This window comes from Roseburia sp. 1XD42-69 (assembly GCF_003612565.1).
Taxonomy (GTDB): Bacteria; Bacillota; Clostridia; order Lachnospirales; family Lachnospiraceae; genus Roseburia_B.
Map to the genome: position 1 here is coordinate 1 of NZ_RAZG01000256.1, position 653 is coordinate 653.

General features: G+C 44.7%; 1 protein-coding gene. It reads left to right on the forward strand.

The features are described from left to right. Positions 1-653: hypothetical protein (locus tag D7Y06_RS26365; RefSeq protein ID WP_158591514.1), on the forward strand; the 653-nt coding region annotated here is incomplete at both ends.

A 653-nucleotide genomic window follows, 5' to 3' on the forward strand; every position in this document is an offset into this window, starting at 1 on the left:
GACAGCATAGACGTTTCAGGGCTTGCAGATAAATTAAAGAATACTTTCGGCATGACCTTTGAGGATATCCAGACATTCTTGGCATCCCTTGGAGAAGGCTTTGATTTTACCGATTCCATGGGTACAGACGTTGTGGATGCTTACAGCAGTATCCAGGAGAAAATAAAGAGTATACAGGCAGAAATTGCCAGCGGTTCTTATTCTACAGATGAGATCGTGCAGATGCAGACACAGCTTGAAGAACTGAAAAGACGTGCAGATGCATTGCGGGAGCCTGTGTACATCAAACTTACCAGCAACATTGACCAGACAAAGGAAAAGTTAGAGGAAGTCACCAGAAAATACAATGAACTGAAAGCAAGTATCGCATCCAAACAGGAACAGGGCATCACAGTAACATACGGGGACACCAATGCATTAAATGAACTTGCCAATCAGAAAGCGGCACTGGAAGACCAGTTGAACCGTTACAACGAACTGAAAGTGACGGTTGAAATGGAACGGGAACAGGCAGACGCTGACATCAAAGACCTGACCTCCGACAAGGAAACCAAGCTTACTGTCAACATTGCAAACAAAGGTGAAGTGGACGCACAGTTCAACCAATGGACACAGCCCAAAAGCACGACATTAAAGGTCAATGTGACTGCAAA